The organism is Variovorax sp. PAMC28562 (assembly GCF_014303735.1).
Taxonomy (GTDB): domain Bacteria; phylum Pseudomonadota; class Gammaproteobacteria; order Burkholderiales; family Burkholderiaceae_C; genus Variovorax.
Genome location: NZ_CP060296.1, coordinates 4000117 through 4020869 on the forward strand (window position 1 = coordinate 4000117; position 20753 = coordinate 4020869).

Annotated in this window: 17 protein-coding genes and 2 tRNA genes; 6 read left to right on the top strand and 13 right to left on the bottom strand. The window is 63.2% G+C overall.

Annotation, left to right across the window (positions count from 1 at the left end):
- Positions 1-7: 7 nt before the first annotated feature.
- On the top strand, positions 8-1513 hold the full coding sequence (locus H7F36_RS18795; RefSeq protein ID WP_187052213.1) for an NAD(P)H-hydrate dehydratase: 1506 nt from the start codon (positions 8-10) through the stop codon (positions 1511-1513).
- Positions 1514-1531: 18 nt separating this feature from the next.
- On the opposite strand, the gene H7F36_RS18800 is transcribed toward H7F36_RS18795, so the two are convergent.
- Together H7F36_RS18800 and rnr are read right to left on the bottom strand one after the other, a co-directional pair.
- A complete protein-coding gene (locus H7F36_RS18800; RefSeq protein ID WP_187052214.1) occupies positions 1532-2293 on the bottom strand; it encodes an SDR family oxidoreductase in 762 nt (253 codons plus the stop codon).
- Between the two features lie 47 nt (positions 2294-2340).
- Positions 2341-4632, bottom strand: a complete 2292-nt coding sequence (gene rnr / locus H7F36_RS18805) for a ribonuclease R (protein WP_261802386.1) — start codon at positions 4630-4632, stop codon at positions 2341-2343.
- An 81-nt stretch (positions 4633-4713) separates the two neighbouring features.
- On the opposite strand from rnr, the gene H7F36_RS18810 reads away from it, so the two are divergent.
- Positions 4714-4798, top strand: a tRNA-Leu gene (locus tag H7F36_RS18810).
- Positions 4799-4888: 90 nt separating this feature from the next.
- On the opposite strand, the gene rimO is transcribed toward H7F36_RS18810, so the two are convergent.
- The 8 genes from rimO to H7F36_RS18850 all read right to left on the bottom strand — a co-directional run bounded on the left by rimO (position 4889) and on the right by H7F36_RS18850 (position 12174).
- The gene (rimO, locus tag H7F36_RS18815) at positions 4889-6298 is read right to left on the bottom strand and encodes a 30S ribosomal protein S12 methylthiotransferase RimO (protein ID WP_187052215.1); all 1410 of its coding nucleotides are present in this window, start codon (positions 6296-6298) and stop codon (positions 4889-4891) included.
- Positions 6299-6338: 40 nt separating this feature from the next.
- The gene (gene phaR, locus H7F36_RS18820; protein WP_261802387.1) at positions 6339-6887 is read right to left on the bottom strand and encodes a polyhydroxyalkanoate synthesis repressor PhaR; all 549 of its coding nucleotides are present in this window, start codon (positions 6885-6887) and stop codon (positions 6339-6341) included.
- A 103-nt stretch (positions 6888-6990) separates the two neighbouring features.
- Positions 6991-7386 (bottom strand): hypothetical protein, encoded by a 396-nt coding sequence (locus H7F36_RS18825; protein ID WP_261802388.1) that lies wholly within the window; start codon positions 7384-7386, stop codon positions 6991-6993.
- A gap of 170 nt (positions 7387-7556) precedes the next feature.
- Positions 7557-7633: transfer RNA gene (locus tag H7F36_RS18830), tRNA-Val, on the bottom strand.
- 46 nt (positions 7634-7679) lie between these two features.
- Entirely contained in the window at positions 7680-9884 is a 2205-nt protein-coding gene (locus tag H7F36_RS18835) for a RelA/SpoT family protein (protein ID WP_187052217.1), read from the bottom strand.
- Between the two features lie 57 nt (positions 9885-9941).
- Complete coding sequence (locus H7F36_RS18840; protein WP_187052218.1) at positions 9942-10889, bottom strand: alpha/beta fold hydrolase; 948 nt, start codon at positions 10887-10889, stop codon at positions 9942-9944.
- Between the two features lie 105 nt (positions 10890-10994).
- On the bottom strand, positions 10995-11684 hold the full coding sequence (locus tag H7F36_RS18845; protein ID WP_410003090.1) for an SIMPL domain-containing protein: 690 nt from the start codon (positions 11682-11684) through the stop codon (positions 10995-10997).
- 106 nt (positions 11685-11790) lie between these two features.
- A complete protein-coding gene (locus tag H7F36_RS18850) occupies positions 11791-12174 on the bottom strand; it encodes a hypothetical protein (RefSeq protein WP_187052220.1) in 384 nt (127 codons plus the stop codon).
- Positions 12175-12330: 156 nt separating this feature from the next.
- Here H7F36_RS18850 and ompR point away from each other — a divergent pair, with 156 nt between their 5' ends.
- Together ompR and H7F36_RS18860 are read left to right on the top strand one after the other, a co-directional pair.
- The gene (ompR, locus tag H7F36_RS18855; RefSeq protein WP_068632698.1) at positions 12331-13062 is read left to right on the top strand and encodes a two-component system response regulator OmpR; all 732 of its coding nucleotides are present in this window, start codon (positions 12331-12333) and stop codon (positions 13060-13062) included.
- Between the two features lie 71 nt (positions 13063-13133).
- Complete coding sequence (locus tag H7F36_RS18860; protein WP_261802682.1) at positions 13134-14570, top strand: sensor histidine kinase; 1437 nt, start codon at positions 13134-13136, stop codon at positions 14568-14570.
- 54 nt (positions 14571-14624) lie between these two features.
- Here H7F36_RS18860 and ispF read toward each other — a convergent pair whose 3' ends face one another.
- Together ispF and ispD are read right to left on the bottom strand one after the other, a co-directional pair.
- Complete coding sequence (ispF, locus tag H7F36_RS18865) at positions 14625-15113, bottom strand: 2-C-methyl-D-erythritol 2,4-cyclodiphosphate synthase (protein ID WP_187052221.1); 489 nt, start codon at positions 15111-15113, stop codon at positions 14625-14627.
- Positions 15110-15835 (bottom strand): 2-C-methyl-D-erythritol 4-phosphate cytidylyltransferase, encoded by a 726-nt coding sequence (ispD, locus tag H7F36_RS18870; protein WP_187052222.1) that lies wholly within the window; start codon positions 15833-15835, stop codon positions 15110-15112. The genes ispF and ispD overlap by 4 nt, the downstream gene beginning before the upstream one ends.
- Positions 15836-15981: 146 nt before the next feature.
- Between ispD and mfd the strand changes: the two genes are divergently transcribed.
- Together mfd and serB are read left to right on the top strand one after the other, a co-directional pair.
- Positions 15982-19461 (top strand): transcription-repair coupling factor, encoded by a 3480-nt coding sequence (mfd, locus tag H7F36_RS18875; protein WP_187052223.1) that lies wholly within the window; start codon positions 15982-15984, stop codon positions 19459-19461.
- A complete protein-coding gene (serB, locus tag H7F36_RS18880) occupies positions 19458-20171 on the top strand; it encodes a phosphoserine phosphatase SerB (RefSeq protein WP_187052224.1) in 714 nt (237 codons plus the stop codon). The genes mfd and serB overlap by 4 nt, the downstream gene beginning before the upstream one ends.
- 22 nt (positions 20172-20193) lie before the next feature.
- Here serB and H7F36_RS18885 read toward each other — a convergent pair whose 3' ends face one another.
- Complete coding sequence (locus tag H7F36_RS18885) at positions 20194-20736, bottom strand: Dps family protein (protein ID WP_187052225.1); 543 nt, start codon at positions 20734-20736, stop codon at positions 20194-20196.
- Between the last annotated feature and the right edge of the window lie 17 nt (positions 20737-20753).

Below are 20753 nucleotides of genomic sequence, written 5' to 3' on the forward strand. Positions count from 1 at the left end.
GAGCGTCATGCAACGCATCACATCCGAAACGATTTGCGATCTATTCGACATCGCGGCCACGCGCCGCATCGAAATTGCACATGCCGCCGGCCTTCCTGCGCACACGCTCATGCAGCGCGCCGGCATGGCGACCGCGCGGCTTGCGATGGCGATCACGCCGCACGCCCGCACCATCTGGATCGCCTGCGGTCCGGGAAACAACGGTGGTGACGGCTTCGAAGCTGCGTGCGAGTTGCAGCGTCGCGGCTTCGCGCCCGTAGTCACTTTTTGTGGCGATGCAGCGCGTTTGCCCGCGGACGCAATGGCATCTCTGCGGCGGGCCCGCGACGCAGGCGTCGTCATCGTCCACGAGCCACCCGCACGACATGACCTCGCGATCGACGCCCTGCTCGGCATCGGCTCGACACGCGCGCCTGAAGGCAAGATGGCGGATTGGCTGCAGCTTATGCGCGCGGCCGAAGCGCCGCTGTTGAGCATCGACGTGCCGTCGGGCCTGAATGCCGACACTGGCGTGCTTGTGGCGAATTCCGCGAACGCCGTTGATGGCGCTAATGCGTTCTCCGACGACCCACAGCCGAACAACAAAACAACGACTGCCGCCACACGCTACTGCCTGAGCCTTCTGACGTTGAAGCCCGGCCTTTTTACCGCGCAAGGCCGCGACGCCGCTGGCGAAGTCTGGTTCGACGACTTGGGATGCGCTACCGCGGTCGAAACATCGACTGCAAAGCTGGCAGGCAAACCCCTGATAACCCAGCGGGCGCATGCGTCGCACAAAGGCAGCTACGGCGACGTCGCCGTGATCGGTGGCGCGCCCGGAATGGTGGGCGCAGCGCTACTCGCGGCGTCTGCTGCCCTTCACGCCGGCGCCGGGCGCGTGCTTGTCGGCTTGCTCGATCCGCATGCCGCGGCGGTCGACACCCAACAACCCGAGTTGATGTTGCGCAAGGTCGAGCCGCTCGACCTGTCCGCGCTTACCGTGGTCTGCGGCTGCGGCGGCGGAAACGCAGTACGCGCCCTGCTGCCGCGCGTCATCTCGACGGCAAAAGCACTGGTGCTCGACGCCGACGCCCTGAACGCGATCGCCCTCGACATGAGCTTGCAGCAATTGCTCGAAGCGCGCGTGCGACGCGGTCGCGCTACGGTGTTGACGCCACATCCGCTCGAAGCAGCACGCCTGCTCGAAGCATCGGTGACTGAAGTGCAATCGGACCGCCTTGCCGCTGCCCGAAGTTTGGCCGCGCGTTTCGGTGTCGTGGTGCTGAAAGGGTCAGGCTCGGTCATTGCCGCAGGCACTACCGCACCGGTCATCAACCTCACCGGTAATGCGCGCCTGGCCACTGCAGGCACCGGTGACGTGCTGGCCGGAATGGTGGGTGCAGCGTTGGCCGGTGGACGATCGGCAATAGACGCAGCGCGCGAAACGGTGTGGCGGCACGGTGCCCTCGCCGACCGTTGGCCCGAAGACCGGCCGCTTACGGCTGGCGGCTTGGCCCGCCAACGACCGGATTAACTCCAGCCCTGCTTCAGGTCAGCCGCGCCCCACAAATGGCATCTTGGTTGCCATGATCGTGTGGAACAAGACGTTGGCCTCAAGCGGCAGGTTCGCCATGTACAACACCGACTGACCGACGATCTTCACGTCGATCAATGGCTCGATGCCCATTTCGCCATTGGCCTGCGGCACGCCCTTGGCCATGCGTGAAGCGAGCTCGGTCATGGCGTTGCCGACATCGACCTGCCCCACGGCGATGTCGTACTTGCGGCCATCGAGGGACGCTGTCTTGGTCAGCCCCTTAACCGCGTGCTTGGTCGCCGTATAAGCGATCGAATTCGGGCGCGGCGTCGTTGCCGAGATCGAACCATTGTTGATGATGCGACCACCGCGCGGCGTCTGCGCCTTCATCGTGCGAAACGCCTGCTGGATGCAATAGAACATGCCGCTCAGGTTGATGTCGACGACGCCCTTCCATTGCGCTTCGGTCCAATCTTCAAACGGACCTGCGGGGTTACCGACGCCAGCGTTGTTGAACAGCAAGTCGACACGGCCAAAGCGATCGACAGCGGCAGCGAACAATGCCTGGACCGACTCGGGACGTGCCACATCGGTCGGCACGGCAAGCACGCGTACACCAGCGCCCGATTCTTCGGCCACAGCTTCGAGTGGCTCGAGCCGGCGGCCAGCGAGAACGACATTCCACCCATCGCCCAGCAATGCGAGTGCCGCCGCACGGCCGATGCCGGAACCGGCACCCGTGACAACCGCGACGCGGCCCTTGTTCTCGACGCTCATGTCTGTTTTCTCCTGGTGTTCAAAGTGAAACTCGTTCGAAGATGAAATCAACGGCGCGGCTTGCGCCCCTTCATCTTGTTTGCGGCGTTCTTCACGGCCGACTTGAAAGCCTGCATGGCCGATTGCGGCGCCGCCGCTGCCATCGCTACGTTGCCGCCTGCACTTGCAGCAGCAATGACTCGATCGTGTCCGCGCTCGGCAACGGCTTCAGACTTGTGCCGCGACCCGCGCTTCGCCGAAGCCTTGACGGGTGCGCCGTTCGACGACACGCCCTTGTCCTTCATAGCGCGCGAGGTGAGGTCTTCGCCTTCGCGCACCAGCCGGAAATCGATCTTGCGACCATCCAGATCGACGCGACTCACCTGCACACGAACACGCGTGCCGATCGCATACCGCATACCGGTGCGTTCGCCACGAAGTTCCTGCCGCATCTCGTCGAACTTGAAGTACTCGCCACCCAGTTCGGTGATGTGCACCAGCCCTTCGACGTACATCGCGTCGAGCGTGACGAAGATGCCGAAGGTCGTCGCCGAACTGACGACGCCACCATATTCTTCACCGAGATGCTCGCGCATGTACTTGCACTTGAGCCACGCCTCGACGTCGCGGCTGGCTTCGTCGGCACGGCGCTCGTTGGCACTGCAATGCAAGCCGGCGGCCTGCCAGGCCTGGACTTCCTTGGTGGGCGCAACGGCAGCCTTCTCGGGCTTGGTGGTCGGCGCCTTGACGCGCGATGCCAGCCGCTTTGCGAGCTTGGCATGCGCCTCGCCAGGCGTCGGCAACATCGGCAGCGTGTACTTCTGCTTGTTGAGAATCGCCTTGATGACGCGGTGAACAAGCAGATCAGGGTAACGGCGAATCGGGCTGGTGAAGTGCGTGTAAGCCTCGTAAGCCAAACCGAAGTGACCGCTGTTGATCGGCGTGTAGATCGCTTGCTGCATCGAGCGCAACAACATCGTGGATATCTGCTGCGCGTCGGGCCGCTCCTTCGTCGCTAACGCGATCGCCTGGAACTCGCCGGGCTTTGGATCATCGGTGATCGACAAGCCGACGCCCATTGCTTTCAGGTAGCCCCGAAGGATTTCCTTCTTCTCGGGCGTCGGGCCTTCGTGCACACGATAGAGACCGGGGTGCTTGCCTTCGGCGATGAAGTCGGCGCTGCATACGTTGGCCGCGAGCATGGCTTCTTCGATCAACCGGTGCGCCTCGTTGCGCGTACGCGGGACGATCTTTTCGATGCGCCCGGCGTCGTCGCAAATGATCTGCGTCTCGGTGGTTTCGAAGTCGACCGCGCCACGCTTGCCGCGTTGCTTCAGCAGTGCCTTGTACACGTCGGACAGGTTCAGCAAGTCCTTCACGCGGTCTTTCCGCTTGGCCGCTTCAGGGCCACGCGTGTTGACCAGAATCGCCGCGACTTCGGTGTACGTGAAGCGCGCATGACTGAACATCACGGCCGGGTAGAACTGGTACGCGTAGATCTCACCGTCGGCTGCAACCAGCATGTCGCACACCATGCACAGGCGCTCGACTTCGGGGTTGAGCGAGCACAAGCCGTTGCTCAACTTTTCCGGCAGCATCGGAATGACACGGCGAGGAAAATAGACGCTGGTGGCGCGGTCGTACGCGTCGATGTCGATGCCCGAGCCGGTCTGCACGTACGAGCTCACATCGGCAATGGCAACGAGCAATCGCCAGCCCTTGCCACGTCCGACCTTGGCCGGCTCGCAGTACACGGCATCGTCGAAGTCGCGCGCGTCCTCGCCGTCGATGGTGACAAGCGGCACGTCGGTCAGGTCGATGCGCCCCTTCTTGTCGGCGGGGCGCACCGCGTCGGGCAATGCTCTGGCTTCGGCCAGACACGCCTCCGAGAACTCATGCGGCACACCGTACTTGCGCACCGCGATTTCGATTTCCATTCCGGGATCGTCGATCTCGCCCAATACCTCTTTGACGCGACCGACCGGCTGACCGAACAGTGCAGGCGGCTCGGTGAGCTGCACCACCACGACTTGGCCGACCTTGGCGGTGCCGGTAGCGCCTTTCGGAATCAGCACGTCTTGCCCGTAGCGCTTGTCTTCGGGAGCGACAAGCCAGATGCCGCCCTCATGCAACAGCCGGCCGATGATGGGTTGCTCGGGGCGCTCGACGATCTCTACGACACGGCCTTCAGGCCTGCCGCGACGGTCTTGTCGCACCACGCGCGCCTTGACGCGGTCTTTGTGCAGTACCGCACGCATCTCATTGGGCGGCAAGTAAATGTCGGCTTCACCATCGTCGCGTTGTACGAAGCCGTGCCCATCGCGATGCCCTTGAACCGAGCCTTCGATCTCATCCAGCAAGCCGCTGGGATGGCCATTATTTTTGATACAATCTCTCTCTTTCCTGAAATTCAAAACACGTTGCACTTGTGCAGCATGTGGGCCCAGGTGGCGGAATTGGTAGACGCACTAGTTTCAGGTACTAGCGAGTAACATCGTGGGGGTTCGAGTCCCTTCCTGGGCACCAAGTTTAAATAAAACCATTCAAGGTTTATACGAATCAAGCCACCGGTCTCCGGTGGCTTTTTTGTCGCCTGATCGAAATGCGCGTGCGCCATCAAATCGGCAGCGCGATCAGGTCGTGGCCTTCGGCGCCGACGATGCGAGCGCGGGTGAATTCACCCACCTTCATGGTCTTGCTGATCTTCTCTGGCGGCAGCAACCGAACAGTGCCATCGATCTCGGGCGCGTCGGCATAACTCCGGCCCACACCGCCCTTTCGGCCCAGACCCGGCGCTGAATCCACAAGCACTTGCATCGCGGCGCCAATGCGCTTTTTCAGCTTCTCGATCGAAACCGCTTCGGCCACTTCCATGAAGCGGCCACGACGGGCTTCGCGCTCTTCGATGGGCAACATCCCGGGGATGTCGTTGGCAGTCGCGCCCTCGACCGAACTGTAGGCAAAACAACCGGCCCGATCGATCTGCGCTTCTCGAATGAAGTCCAGCAAATGCTCGAACTCGGCTTCTGTCTCGCCCGGAAAGCCGGCAATGAACGTACTCCGGATAACCAGTTCAGGACAGCCTTCGCGCCACCTTGCGATGCGCTCCAGATTCTTCTCGCCGCTGGCCGGCCGCTTCATGCGCTTGAGCACATCCGGATGGCTGTGTTGAAGCGGCACATCGAGGTACGGCAATACCTGCCCGCTCGCCATCAACGGAATAATTTCGTCAACGCTAGGGTATGGATACACGTAATGCAATCGAACCCATGCGCCGTAAGGCTCTGCGATTTCGCCGAGCGTCTTCACCAAATCGAGCATGCGCGTCTTGACCGGCTTGCCGTCCCAAAAACCGGTGCGGTACTTGACGTCGACACCATAGGCCGAGGTGTCCTGGCTGATGACCAGCAGCTCCTTCACGCCGCCTTCAAACAAAGCTTTGGCTTCGCTCAGCACGTCGCCGACGGGTCGTGACACGAGGTCACCGCGCATCGACGGGATGATGCAGAAGGTGCAACGATGATTGCAGCCTTCGCTGATCTTCAGGTACGCGTAGTGGCGCGGCGTGAGCTTGAGCCCGGCGATGCCGAAAGCGCCCGGCACGAGATCGATGAACGGATCGTGCGGCTTGGGCAAGTTCAGATGCACCGCATCCATGACCTCCTGCGTCGCATGGGGGCCGGTGACGGCGAGCACGCTCGGATGCATCTGGCGCACGAGGTTGCCGCCAAGCTCGCCGGTCTTTGCGCCGAGGCATCCGGTCACGATCACGCGGCCGTTTGCAGCCAGCGCGTCCCCGATGGCGTCGAGACTTTCTCTGACGGCATCGTCGATGAAGCCGCAGGTGTTGACGATCACCAGATCGGCGCCTTCGAATGTTTTGGAGGTTTGATAGCCCTCGGCACTGAGGCGCGTAAGGATCAGCTCTGAATCGGTCAGTGCTTTGGGGCAGCCAAGGCTGACAAAGCCGACTTTAGGGGCGGCGACCACAGGGGCCGTTCGTTCGGGGGAAACAACTTCGCTCATATCCCCGTATTGTCCCAGCTATCGTCGGGCAATACCGCTTTCAGGGGCGCTTCAGACCGAACGCGCCGAGCACCTGCTCCGTGTTCTTCTGCATCTGCTCCTGCATCTGCAGAAAGACGTTCTTCGATTGCTCGACGTAGTTGCCCATCAGGCCTTGCAACATCGGGGACTGCGTCGTCATAAAGTGCGACCACATCTCCGGCGACAAACTTTCGGCTTTCTCGGAGAGTTGGGCTTGCACCTCGGTCATGGCCTGGATGTTCTTTTCCAGATACGGGCCCATGTAGCTTTGCATGGTCTGCCCGTAGAACCGGATGAGACTGGACAGCACCTGCTCGGTAAACATCGGTGCGCCACCCGCTTCTTCTTCGAGAATGACCTGCAGCAGGATGCTGCGCGTCAGGTCGTCGCCGGACTTGGCATCCCGCACCACGAAAGGCGCGCTCTGCATCACGAGTTGCTTGATGTCGGTCAACGTGATGTAGGTGGAGGTTTCCGTGTCGTAGAGCCTTCGATTCGGGTACTTTTTGATGACGCGTTGTCCCGGCTTGCTACCGGACTTCTTGCTCTGCACTGGGAACTCCTTCATGTGTTCGCGCCGTCGCGTCGAAGGCATTCTAGGGAGCGGGTTCGCAGCGTCGCGCCAAGGTTTACCCTGACCGGCACCCGTGCTGCGCGTCGAGGCTGTTGCGTCAGTCCAGCGCGGTGGCGTATTCAGCGCCGCAGACCTTGCATGCAGCGGATTCAGGGCGCGTGTCGGTCGGCTCACGGTAGTGAAGCGGACTCTTGATACCGTTGAAGATCCAGCAGCGCGGGCAATGCTCCTGCCCCGCGACGGGCAGGTAAGCCCGGGCCCGCTGCTCGGCACGCTCTCGCGTCACCGGTGAGCCTTGGCGCACCGTACGCGCAACCTCTTCGGCCGCCATGGTGCCGGCACGGCCATTGGCACGGTCGTTCAGCCCATAGACGACGCGCGCGAACTCGAGTGGCGCCTGGCGCAGCAATGCGGCAAGCCGCATCTCTTCGAGTGCGGACTCGATCGCGGTGTGCGACGAAGCGGAAGTCGGAACTGTGGTGGTCGAGGACATCTGGTTACGTAGTATGTCCAAAATACCGCGGTCGGTGGTGAGAGTTGACCCGCTTGCTGCAAAAAACCTGAGCCGAGCGGATCGACGAGGCGAATTGCGCAACGATCCACAGTGCTGGACCGGCCTGAATTGAACAGTGATGCCGGAACTGTGATCTGAAAACGGGAAATTGGTAGGCGCGATTGGACTCGAACCAACGACCCCCACCATGTCAAGGTGGTGCTCTAACCAGCTGAGCTACGCGCCTAAGGATGCATCCGAGAACGCGATTATAGCCCGAGAAATCGAGCTATTCAGCGCCGACGTGCAGAACGCACACCAGCAACTCCAGCAACGACCTTCAAAACATGCGCCAGCCGCGCCGCATCGGTGATCTCGACAGTGAACGTCATCCACGCCGTTCCCTTGATCGACTGAGTCAGCACGCCGATGACGTTCATCTTTTCGCGCGTGAGCACTTCTGAAATATCGCGCAGCAAGCCCTGCCGGTCCGATGCCTCAACCGCCACGTCGACCGCATACACGGCGCCGTCCTCAGGCTTGGACGCGCCCCACGCCACATCGATGACGCGCTCTGCATTGCGGCTCGCCATTTGACGAAAGTTGCTGCAGTCCGCGCGATGGATGCTCACGCCGTGGCCGCGCGTGACAAACCCACCAATCACGTCGGGCGGCGCCGGTTTGCAGCACTTGGCAAGCTGCGTCATGAGCGATGAAACGCCGACCACCAACACGCCGCCCTTGGCCGACTTCTCGCTGCCGCGCGACTTGCGAATCAGCGCGCCGTCATCCGCACCCGGCGCGGGCTCTGTCGGACGCAACAACATTTCGATGTTGCGCAACGAGAACTCGTCCTTGCCGACCACCTCGAAAAGGTTGTCGGCGGACTTGAAGCCGAGCTGCGATGCCAAGTCGTCGAGCTTGATCGACGTCTTGCCTTCGCGCTGCAGTACCTTTTCGACTGCCTCGCGACCGCGCGCCACCGTTTCGTGCGTAATCTGCGCGTTGAACCACGCACGCACCTTCGCGCGTGCGCGGTGGCTCGCCAGATAGCCGAGTTCGCCGTTGAGCCAATCGCGCGACGGGCCACCTTCTTTCGCCGCGACGATCTCGACCGTCTGGCCGTTTTGCAGCGGCGTGTTCAGCGGAACGATCGCGCCGTCGATGCGCGCGCCGCGGCAACGGTGGCCGAGACTCGTGTGCACCGTGTAAGCAAAGTCGACTGCGGTCGCGCCCTGTGGCAATTCGACGATGGCCGCATCCGGCGTCAGCACATAGATGCGATCGTCGAACAGCCCCTGGCCTTGTGAACCGCCCGACAGATCCCGTTCCCACGCCAGCAATTGACGCAGCACAGCGATCTTGGCGTCGTATTCGCCGCTCGCCCAAACCCCCGCATAACCTTTGTGGCCGGCCTCTTTGTAGGCCCAGTGTGCGGCCACGCCGTGCTCGGCATGGTCGTGCATTTCTTCGGTGCGTATCTGGATCTCGATCGGCTTGCTGGCCTGCCCATCGACGACCGCCCGCACCACGGTATGCAGCGACTGATACCCATTCGGCTTGGGGCGCGCGATGTAGTCGTCGAACTCTTCGTCGATCGGCTGAAAGTGCGAGTGCACCCATGCCAGCGCCGCATAGCAGTCCTTGACGTCGGGCACCACCACGCGCAGCGCAAGGATGTCGAAAACCTGCGCGAAGTCGAGCGACTTGCCGCGCATTTTCTTGACGATGCTGTAGATGTTCTTCGGCCGCCCCTGAACCTTGGCCTGCACGCCTTGTTCGTTCAGCTCCTGCTCGAGCGTCGAGCGCAGTTGCTCGACATAGCCTTCGCGCTCGATGCGCTTTTCATCGAGCAAGCGGGCGATGAGCTTGTACGTTTCCGGCTCGAGGAATCGGAAGGAAAGATCCTCGATCTCCCACTTGACTTGCCAGATACCGAGTCGGTTGGCCAGCGGCGCAAAGACCTGCAGCGACTCGCGCGCCACGTTCTCGGCCACCGGCACTTTGCAGGCGGCCGCATGCCGCAAAGTCTGCAGCCGCGAGGCAAGTCGCAACATCACGACACGCAGGTCGCGAGAAAACGCCAGCAGCATTTTGCGGACGTTCTCGGTCTGCGAGCCGAGGCCATCGGACGCTTGCGTGCTGGCCGTGGCAGAACGCGCCTGCTTTTGCACATGAACCAGCTTGGTCGTCTCGACGGCCAGCGCCGCGAAGTTGTCGCCGAAGACCTTGGCGATCACCTCTTGCGGGCGGTTCAGGTGCTGGCACGAATAGACCAGATAGCTCGCCGCCTGCATCGCCTCCGAACCGCCCATGTGCGCCACGATCTTGGCCACGGCATCGGCATGCGCCAGCGTGTTCTCGCCGGTGTCCAGTGTCTCGTCCGCAATCAACGGTTCGGCGAACGCTCGCGCACGCGACAGCATCTGGTCGATGACAGGCGCGCGATCAGCCGTGGCGGCAGACAGTGGGTAGTCGACGACGAGATGCTCAGGCATGGACACAGACACAGGAAAGACCAGCGGACAAAAGTAAAAAGGAGGACGACCGACCTGTCAGTCGATCAGGAACGACGCAACGGCGGCAATCTGATCCGCCGCCACGAATGTCGGCGCATGACCGACACCGGTGAATTCCACGAGGCGCGCGTGCGGGCCCCGTGCGGTCATGGCAGAGGCCGTTTCACGCCCAAGCAAATCCGACTGCGCCCCACGCGTAAGCAAAGTCGTGGCGCTGATGGCGTCGTACAACGCCCACAGCACCGTCTCGCCTTGCGTGGCGGCCTCAATGCTCATTGCACGCAGAGGCAGTGCGATCGCCGGGTCGTAGTGAAGCACGTAGGGGCCGACATCGCCACCGCCTGCAACCTTGGCGTCTCCGGCCTCGGTGCGCGACGCGGCAGGAACCACCATGTGCCGCGACAGTTCCAGCCACTGCGCCGAAGAGTGCGGACCGAAGGTGCTCGACAGCGCCCAGAGTGCGTCGGCCGCTGAATCGAGGGTTTCATATGTCCCGCCATGCCCAATATAAGCGCCGATGCGCTTGAGCGCCGCGGGATCGAGCGTCGGGCCGACGTCGTTGAGGACCAACCGACGGATTGGCAATGGCAAGGGGACGCCCGGGCTGCCGGCGAGCGCGATGCCGATCAAACCGCCCATGCTGGTGCCGACATAGTCGAGCGTTCCGATCGCTTGCTCCGAATGCAGCTGCGAAATCAGCGCAATGACGTCGGCTGCGTATTGCGGCAGCTGGTAGCCATCCGGATTGGCGAGCCAGTCGCTTTCGCCGCGTCCGACGATGTCAGGGCACACCACCCGAAGATCGCTGCCGGCCCGCGCCAATAGCGAAAGAGTCAAAGCATCGAAATCGCGACCCTGGCGAGTGAGCCCATGGACGCACAACACCACATGCGCGCTGCGCGGATCGCCCCACTGCCAGTAAGCCATGCGGTGACCGCCGGAGGCGTCGTGGCAAGCCACATGATGCAGGGTCGGTTCGGTCATGAAAGCGGGCTTCGGGAATGCAAACAATTGTCTCAGCGCATCGTAAGTCATCCGGTGAACGGCCCTTGCGGAGCAGACCATCCATGGACATTCGAAAAGCCCCGACTACTTCAGTTGTACCGAGCCCGACACGTTGACCACCACGCTGGTCTTGCCAGCCTCGACAGGAACGGCCGAATCGGACGCCATCGACTTGGCTTCCATCGCCATCATGCGCGGACGCATCGGGCTGGCCTGGTTGGCGTTGACCGACACCTCGCGCAAGCTGTAGCCAGCGAAACCGAAGTCCTTGGCAAGCTCGCCGGCCTTCTGTTTGAAGTTGTCGATGGCGAGCGTTTGCGCCTCCGCCTCGACCTTGGTTCGTTGCTCACGACTCAAACCGAAGCCGACATTGCCGACGCTCAGCGTCGTGATGCGGCCGGCCGTCTGCGTTATGCGCGGAAAGTCGCGCCCTTCGAGGATCAGTTCGGCCGAACCCTGCCAACCGCTGATCTTGCCGTCTCGCGTGTAGCGTGGCGACAGGCTGAAGTTGCCGGTGCGCACGTCGAGTTGGCCAGGCTGCGCGGCCTTGCGCGCCTCGGTCAGGGCGGCGTCGACGGCGGTCTTCAACTGCGTCTGCACGATTGCCGCGTCGGCGTTGTCTCGCGAGGTGACGAGCGCCATGCTGAGCAAGTCTTGCTGGACTTCGACCGTGCCGTTGGCCGACAACTGCAGTACGTTCTGCGGCGGCGCCGAGGTCGTGGTCTGAGCGAAGCCCGTGGCAGCCGCGGAAAGAACGGCGCATGCCACTGTCAATTTAATAGCGTTCAAAACAAGGGACTTCCATTTTTAAAAGAGAGAGGGAGCAAGCCGGCGCGCGGCATAGCTCGCGTGCGTCGCATTTCGGCGCCGGGATCAGGGGTCAGGGCCGCTGAAAACGCGGCGCCGGGATCTGTACGGCACGCGACTCCGGAGCGCTGACCATACGCTCGACAGGTTGCGATTCCGCAGATCGGATCAGGTCGGTCCGCGCTGCCCATTGTTGCCGCACTTGGTCACGCAACTCCGCAAGTTCTGCAGCCGTCAGGCGACGGCCGGCGGTGGCTTCCTCGCGCCGCACTTCCTCGCGTTGCGAAGCACGATGCGCGTCCACTGCAGTGCGCAGCTCGCTGCGGCGCTGTTGACGCGCCAGCGTCGGCCCGTCTTGCGCGGCGACTGCAGGCACCAAGAGCAGCACGGGCACGCACAGCGAAGCAACGACCAAAGGCAGCGTCTGACGTAGAAAGATGATGTGGCGAAACGGCAAGATGGTGGCACTGTGCCACCGGCGTGCAACGCGCAAACGTCTGGACCGCGTGCGTCCGCAAGTTTTGTAACTTAGTGTCAAAGCACTGTGAAAACCGGCTCAATGGCCTGCTAACGCATTCAGAATCGGCTCTGTTACAAATTCAGTGTTGTAGAAATGAATCAAAACCCTGCTCGCACCGACAAGATCGTGATCGTCGACGACGACGCCCGCATCCGCGACCTGCTGCGTCGCTACCTGACGCAAGAGGGCTTCGAAGTCATCGTGGCCGAAGACGGCAAGGCGCTGAACCGCATCCTGCTGCGCGACACGGTCGATCTGATCGTGCTCGACCTGATGATGCCCGGCGAAGACGGCCTTTCGGTGTGCCGCCGCCTGCGTGCCGCCAACGACCGCACGCCCATCATCATGCTGACGGCCAAGGGCGAAGACGTCGACCGTATCGTCGGTCTCGAGGTCGGTGCCGACGACTACCTCGGCAAGCCTTTCAACCCGCGCGAATTGCTGGCACGGGTGCATGCGGTGCTGCGCCGCCGTCCGCCACTCGAGGCGCCAGGGGCGCCGTCGACCGACAACGAAACCGTGAACTTCGGCCCGTTCAGTTTCGACCTCGGTTCGCGGACGTTGAAGAAAGACGGCGAGGAGCTGTCTCTCACCACCGGTGAATTCGCGATGTTGAAGGCGCTCGTGCGCCATCCGCGCCAGCCGCTGTCGCGCGAAAAGCTCGCGCAGCTGGCACGCGGCCGCGAGTTCGAACCCTTCGACCGCAGCCTCGACGTGCAGATTTCACGCCTGCGCAAGCTGGTCGAATCCGACGCCGCGGCGCCGCGCTATATCCAGACCGTCTGGGGCGTCGGCTACGTGTTCGTGCCGGACGGCACCACCTGATTTCCGTGGCGGCCACCGGCCCCAAATCGACGTTGCCGAACCCGCTTGGTGAGGACACCGGCGCGGTCACGCTGCCAAGCCCGCTCGAAGGGTTGCCGCAGCGCGGTCGCGCGCGCCTGAAGCTCGGCTTCAACCTGTTCTGGCGTACCTTTTTCCTGTTGGCGCTGTTGCTGTTCGGCTGCACTTTTGCCTGGCTGCAGACCTTTCGCGCCCTCGAATACGAACCGCGCGCCATCCAAACCGCACATCAGATTGCGTCGCTGGTCAACCTGACGCGCGCGGCGCTGGTGTATTCCGATGCGATCACGCGCGTGTCGCTCATCAAGACGCTGGCCGACCAGGAAGGCGTGCGGATCCTGCCGCGCGAACCGAACGACCGCGTCGAGGCTTACACCAGTGGCTCGCTCGACCAGCGCGTGACTGAAGAGTTGATCGATCAGCTCGGCGAAGGCACCAATGTGGCGAGGCGCGTCAACGACGAGCCGGGCCTGTGGATCGGCTTCACTATCGAAAGCGACAACTACTGGCTCTTGCTGGACCCGACGCGTTTCAGCCGGGTCGGAGGACGCACGTGGCTGGTCTGGCTGGCGACGGCCGTCGTGCTGTCGCTGGCCGGCGCCGCGCTGATCACGCGCTTCATCAACCGGCCGCTGAAGCAGCTGTCGCGCGCCACACGCCAGGTGCGCGAAGGCGAATACGAGGCGCACCGGCTCGACGAAGGCGCGCGCACCAGCGAGATTCGCGCCGTCAACATCGGCTTCAACCGCATGGCCGACCAACTTGCCAAGATCGAGCAAGATCGCGCGGTGATGCTGGCCGGCATTTCGCACGACCTGCGCACGCCGCTGGCACGCCTGCGGCTCGAAACCGAATTGAGCGTGGCGGACGAAGATGCGCGCAACCACATGGCTGCCGACATTGCCCAACTAGACTCGATCATCGACAAGTTCCTCGACTACGCCCGGCCCGACCATGTCGACTTCAAACCCGTGTTGCTGCGCGACGTGGTCGATGCCTGCATCTATGCCGTGCAGGACCACGACGACATGAAGATCAAGGTCGACGTCGCGCCCGATTTGCGCGTGATGGCGGACGAGGTCGAGCTGCAGCGCGTGATGTCCAACCTGGTCGAGAACGCGCGGCGCTACGGCAAGACGCCTGCGACCGGCGTGGCCGATATCAACATCCAGGCTCAGGCCCACAACGATGCGGTGCTGATCAAGGTGCGCGACCATGGCCCCGGCGTGGCGCCCGCCCTGCTCTCGCAATTGACCAAGCCGTTCTTTCGAGGCGATGCGGCGCGCACGTCGGCGGCCGGCGCGGGCCTCGGGCTGTCGATCGTGGCGAAGAACATCGAGCGCATGGGGGGCACCTTCGCGCTGACCAGCACGCCCGGTCGCGGCCTGGCGGCGCACATTCGCATGCCACGGGGTCCGTCGATCAAGCTGGACGGCCCACCGGGCAAAAAGGGGGAAGCCTCAGCAAAAGGCGGTGACGCCAATGCCTAGGCCAGCAGTTCGACGGTCGCTTTAATGCGGCCATCGCGGGACATCAGAGCGATCTCAGCGAAATAAAAGCACAACGGCCCGCGCTTCCATCGCGCGTCCTTCGCCGACCGGCCCGAGTTTTTCAGCCGTCTTGGCCTTCACGTTCACCCGATCGACCGTGATGCCTAAAACAGTTGCGATGCGCCCGCACATCGCGGGAATGTGCGGTGCGAGCTTTGGCGCTTGAGCGATCACGGTGCTGTCGACATTGCCGATTGCCCAGCCAGCCGCACGCACGCGCACCGCTGCTTCGGCCAGCAGCACGGCAGAGTCGGCGCCACGAAACTTATCGTCGGTGTCCGGAAAATGTCGTCCGATATCGCCCAGCCCCGCAGCGCCCAGCAGCGCATCGGTGATGGCGTGCAACAGCACGTCGGCATCGGAATGTCCGAGCAGGCCCGCGATGTGCGGCACCTCGATGCCACCCAGCATCAGCTTGCGACCGGCAACCAGCTGATGCACGTCCCAGCCTTCGCCGACGCGAATGTCGAAGGGCATCGTCATGGTTTGTCGGTCCGCTCAATACGGCGCCGGCTGTTCAGCACGGCCTCGGCCAGTTCGAAGTCTTCTGCATAGGTCACCTTGAAATTTTGTGTGCTGCCCGGCACCAGCAGGGGTGCCAGCCCCAGCGCCTCGATGGCGCTCGCCTCGTCCGTCACGCTGTCGCCGGCTCGCTCCAGGGCGTCTATCAGCATGCCGATGCGAAACATCTGAGGTGTCTGCGCGAGCCACTTGTCGGCACGGGTCAGGGTCGCTGCCACACGGCCTTCGGGTGACGCGACCTTGAGCGTGTCGGGCAACCGCTGCGCCAGCAGGCCACCGACGGCATCGTGCTCACAGGCAGCAATCAGCGCTTCGACTTGCGTCGGCGTGACGAGGCATCGCGCGGCGTCGTGCACGAGCACCCAGTCGTGCGGACCCGCGCCTTGCCCGCGAAGCGCCTGCAACCCATTGCGCACGCTGGCCGCGCGGTTCGCGCCGCCGACCTTGAACAAATGCTCGTCGGTCCCCGGAAAGTCCGGAAGCACCGTCGCGATGTCGCGGTCACCCTCGGCCACGACCAAGGCCAATCCGGTGAAGCGACCCGTCAGCGCCCGAAAAGCATCGATCGTGTGCGCCACCATCGGCCGACCGGCGATCTGCTGGTATTGCTTGGGCAGCGTGCCGCCCGCGCGATGGCCGGAGCCTGCGCAAGGAATGAGCACATAGAAACGCGAAGACGACATGCAATTCCTGTAGATCGGCGCGGTGAGAGCATCGAATGGTGAATGAGCCAGCGCGCCAGCAACAATGAGGCCACCATTCTAGAATTGCTCGGTCTTACACCCCTCGCCATCCGGCGCGGGGTGTTCTGCATTTTTCGAAGCGATTCATGGACCTCCCCCATCTCACGGCGGGCAAGCGATTCACGCTGCCGCGCCCCCCGTTGTCGGCCGACGCGCTCATGCTGGCGCAGCTCGCGACACGCGAAAAAACCGCTGGTCGTGCGACTGCAGTGTTCACCGCTGACGCCAACGACGCGCAGCGACTGATCGACGAAATCGCCTTCTTTGCACCGGAGCTTCGCTGTGCGCTGTTTCCCGACTGGGAGACGCTGCCCTACGACAGCTTCTCGCCGCACCAGGACTTGATCAGCGAGCGGCTGGCCACCCTCTGGCGCATCAGCCAGAAAGAGGCGGACGTCGTCCTCGTGCCCGCCACCACTGCGCTGTACCGGCTGGCGCCGCCATCGTTTCTGGCGGGCTACACCTTTCACTTCAAGACCAAGCAAAAGCTGCAGGACACCAAGCTCAAGGCGCAGCTCACCCTCGCCGGCTACACGCACGTCACGCAGGTCGTGAGCCCGGGCGAATACGCGGTGCGCGGCGGCCTGATCGACCTGTTCCCCATGGGTTCGCTCGTGCCCTTTCGGGTCGACCTGTTCGACGACGAAATCGACTCGATCCGCACCTTCGATCCCGACACGCAGCGCAGCCTCTATCCCGTGCCCGAAGTGCGGTTGCTGCCTGGACGAGAGTTCCCGATGGACGACGACGCCCGCGCACGCTTTCGCAGCCGCTGGCGCGAAATGCTCGAAGGCGATCCGACCAGGAGCCGCATCTACAAGGACATGGGCAACGGCGTCGCGACCGCCGGCATCGAATACTACCTGCCGCTCTTTTTCGAAGAGACGGCGACGGTGTTCGACTATCTCGGTGCCGACACCACCGTTGTCTTGCACGGCGACCTGGAGCCGGCGTTCCAGCATTTCTGGCAGGACACCGGCGAGCGCTACCGGCTGGTGCGCGGCGACCCTGAGCGGCCCGCGCTGCCACCGGAAACGCTGTTCCTGAGTGCCGAACAGTTCTACCTGCGGGCCAAGCCGCATGCGCAGCTGGCCATCCGCTCGGTCGATGACAGCGTGCCTTACGCCGAGTTCGACAAGCTACCGCCCTTCGCCGTCGTTCGCGGCGCAGACGATCCGCTGGTCGGCCTCAAGCTGCACATCGACGCCACGCCGCACCGCGTGCTGCTCATCGCCGAGAGCGACGGCCGGCGCGAGAGCCTGCTCGACTTCCTGCGGGCCAGCGGCGTCAATCCGCCTTCGTTCGATTCGCTCGCCGAGTTCGAGGCGTCGCCCGACGAGAAGATCGGCATCGCCACCGCAGCGCTGGTCGCCGGTTTCGCATGGCGCGAGACAGGCATCGACTTCGTCACTGAAACCGAGCTGTTCGCGACCACGCCGACCACGCGCCGCCGCAACAAAAAGCAGGAACAGGTCAGCGATGTCGAGGCGCTGATCAAGGATCTGTCGGAACTCAAGGTCGGTGACCCGGTGGTGCATTCCGCGCATGGCATCGGACGCTACCGTGGCCTCGTGCACATGGACCTCGGTCAGGGCGTCGACGCCGAAGGCAAGCCGCTGCTGCAGGAGATGCTGCACCTCGAGTACGCCGACAAGGCGACGCTCTATGTGCCGGTGAGCCAATTGCACCAGATCAGCCGCTACACCGGCGTCAGTGCGGACGAGGCGCCGCTGCACAAGCTGGGCTCCGGTCAGTGGGAGAAGGCCAAGCGCCGCGCCGCAGAACAAGTACGCGATTCGGCGGCCGAACTGCTCAACATCTACGCGCGGCGGGCGACTCGCCAGGGCCACGCGTTCCGCTATTCAGCCGCCGACTACGAAGTGTTTGCCAATGACTTCGGCTTCGAGGAAACGGCTGACCAGAAGGGCGCGATCCACGCCGTCATTCAGGACATGATCTCGCCGCAACCGATGGACCGGCTGGTGTGCGGCGACGTCGGCTTCGGCAAGACCGAGGTGGCCTTGCGCGCCGCTTTCATATCGGTCACGGGTGGCAAGCAGGTCGCGATTCTGGCGCCGACCACCCTTTTGGCCGAGCAGCACTACCAGACGTTGGTCGACCGCTTTGCCAAGTGGCCGGTCAAGGTGGCCGAGATGAGCCGCTTTCGTTCCGCGAAAGAGATCACCGCCGCCGCCAAGGGGCTGGCAGAAGGCACGGTCGACATCGTCGTCGGCACGCACAAGCTGCTTTCAGCATCGGTCAAGTTCAAGAACCTCGGCCTGCTCATCATCGACGAGGAGCATCGTTTCGGCGTGCGCCACAAGGAGGCCATGAAGGCGATGCGCGCCGAGGTCGACGTGCTCACGCTGACTGCCACGCCGATTCCGCGCACGCTCGGCATGGCGCTCGAAGGGCTGCGCGACCTGAGCGTGATCGCGACCGCGCCGCAGCGCCGGCTCGCCATCAAGACCTTCGTGCGCAACGAAGGCACCGGCGTGATTCGCGAAGCCGTGCTGCGCGAGCTGAAGCGCGGCGGGCAGGTCTACTTTTTGCACAACGAAGTCGACACCATCCAGAACCGACGCCAAAAGCTCGAAGAAATCTTGCCCGAGGCTCGCATCGCCGTGGCCCACGGCCAGATGCCGGAGCGTGAGCTTGAACGTGTGATGCGCGACTTCGTGGCGCAGCGCTACAACCTGCTGTTGTGCTCGACCATCATCGAGACCGGCATCGACGTGCCGACCGCCAACACCATCGTCATGAGCCGCGCCGACAAGTTCGGCCTGGCGCAACTGCACCAGCTGCGTGGCCGCGTCGGGCGCAGTCACCACCAGGCCTATGCCTACCTGATGGTCCCCGACATCGAAGGCCTGACCAAGCACGCCGCACAGCGGCTCGAAGCCATCCAGCAGATGGAAGAGCTCGGCTCGGGCTTCTACCTGGCGATGCACGACTTGGAGATTCGCGGCGCGGGCGAAGTGCTCGGCGACAACCAGAGCGGCAACATGATGGAGATCGGTTTCCAGCTCTACAACGAGATGCTGAGCGAAGCCGTCCGATCGCTCAAGGCGGGTGAAGAACCGGACTTGCTGTCGCCGCTCAGCGTCACGACCGAGATCAACCTGCACGCCCCTGCGCTGCTGCCGGACACCTACTGCGGCGACGTGCATTTGCGCCTGTCGTTCTACAAGAAGCTGGCGACCGCGAAGACCTCCGACCAAATCGACATCCTGTTGGAAGAGATCGTCGACCGCTTCGGCAAGTTGCCGCCGCAGGCGCAGACACTCATCGACACGCACCGCCTGCGCGTGCTCGCGCGGCCTTACGGCGTCATCAAGGTCGACGCTGCGCCGGGCGTGATTCACATCACTTTCAAGAAAGACCCGCCGGTCGATTCGATGGCGATCATTCACCTGATCCAGAAGAACAAGCACATCAAGCTGGCCGGCAACGAAAAGCTGCGCATCGAACGCGAGTTGAGGGAGCCGAAAGAGCGGGCGCAGATGGTGCGGGATGTGCTGCGGAGCCTGGGACAGCCGATCGTCAAGGAAGCGGTCGTTGCATGAGCGAACTTAAAGAACCGTCACCCGGCTTGGTCATCCAGCGCCTCACGCCCCCGCTGCGCCTCGCCGACTTCAAACTCATCGCCTTCGACATGGATTCGACGCTGATCAACATTGAGTGCATCGACGAGATCGCAGACGCAGTCGGCAAAAAGGCCGAGGTCGCGGCCATCACCGAAGCCACCATGCGGGGCGAAATCAAGGACTTCAAGGAGAGCCTGCGCCGCCGCGTCGCCCTGTTGCGAGGCGTGCCGGTGGCTGCGCTACAGCAGGTCTACGACGAGCGCTTGCGCCTCAACCCTGGCGCCACCGAACTCGTCACGGCGTGCAAGTCAGCAGGACTCAAGGTGCTGCTGGTTTCGGGCGGGTTCACCTTCTTCGCGAACCGTGTGAAGGACCGGCTCGGCATCGACTTCGCCCGCTCCAACCTGCTCGAAGAGGCCGACGGCAAGCTCACCGGCGCGGTCGCACAGCAAAGCTGGGGCGATATCTGCGACGGCGTCGAGAAGCGCCGCACGCTGCTCGAAGTGGCTTCTTTGCTCGGCATCTCGCCGGCCGAAACCATCGCCGTCGGCGACGGTGCCAACGACCTTCCGATGATGGCTGAAGCCGGCGTGTCGGTCGCCTATCACGCCAAGCCGAAGGTTCGCGAACAGGCCATGGTGGCAATCAACGAAGGTGGCCTCGACCGGCTGCTGGAGATCCTGCGGTAAACGACGCTAATGCGTCGACGGATCAGGCCGGTGTACCGCGCCGGCTGGATTCGAACAGGAACCAGGTGCGCCGCTCGGTTTCGTCGATCCAGTTTTCGAGCAGGCTCGACGACGCGATGTCGCGATGCTCGTCGGTCACGTTGTGGGCTTCGCGCAGGCGGGCCGCCAGCGTCGCATTGTCTTCGCGCAGCTCAGACAGCATGTCGAGCGGATCGACATAGTCGCTGTCGTTGTCGCTGATGCGCTGCATGCGCGCGATGTGGCCGATGGAACGCAGGGTCGTTCCGCCCGTCTTCCGGATTCGCTCGGCGATCGGGTCGGTCATGGCGTACAGCTGGTCGCCCTGTTCGTCGAGCAGCAAGTGATAGTCGCGAAAGTGCGGGCCGCTCATGTGCCAGTGGAAATTCTTGGTCTTCAGATAAAGCGCGAACACATCGGCCAGAACGCCGTTGAGCGCCGCCGCGATATCGACCGTGGCCTCGGCTGCCAAGTCGCTCGGCGTCGCGAGCGGAGCCTTGCGACGTGTCTTGAGGTCAGCAGTTTTGCTGGCGGTGGGTTTTGCCATGGTGAGCCCTTTCGTTT